Source organism: Pseudoalteromonas sp. SIMBA_162, assembly GCF_046535955.1.
In the GTDB taxonomy this organism is placed as follows: Bacteria; Pseudomonadota; Gammaproteobacteria; order Enterobacterales; family Alteromonadaceae; genus Pseudoalteromonas; species Pseudoalteromonas marina.
The window spans coordinates 1-233 of record NZ_JAWJBQ010001280.1; the positions used below are offsets into that span (position 1 = coordinate 1).

General features: G+C 62.2%; 1 protein-coding gene. It reads right to left on the bottom strand.

The window, feature by feature from the left end; translation table 11 throughout:
• Window positions 1–150: 150 nt before the first annotated feature.
• Window positions 151–233: 30S ribosomal protein S15 (locus R0J88_RS23760; protein WP_410901422.1), on the bottom strand; the 83-nt coding region annotated here is incomplete at its 5' end.

Here is a 233-nt window from a genome sequence, read left to right on the forward strand (position 1 = left end):
GCTGCAGCGCGGGTCGAGCCTCTGATCTGAAGCCCGGATCACCTCGGTATCAGGCACAAAAAAACCGACACCGCCCGCAGGCAGTGTCGGTTTTCCTGTGCCCACCGGGGGCCCGCCATGCACCGAAGTGCATGGCGGCAACATCGCTGATTAGCGACGCAGACCCAGACGCTGGATCAGAGCGGTGTAACGCTCGAAGTCCTTGCGCTTGAGGTAGTCAAGCAGCTTGCGGC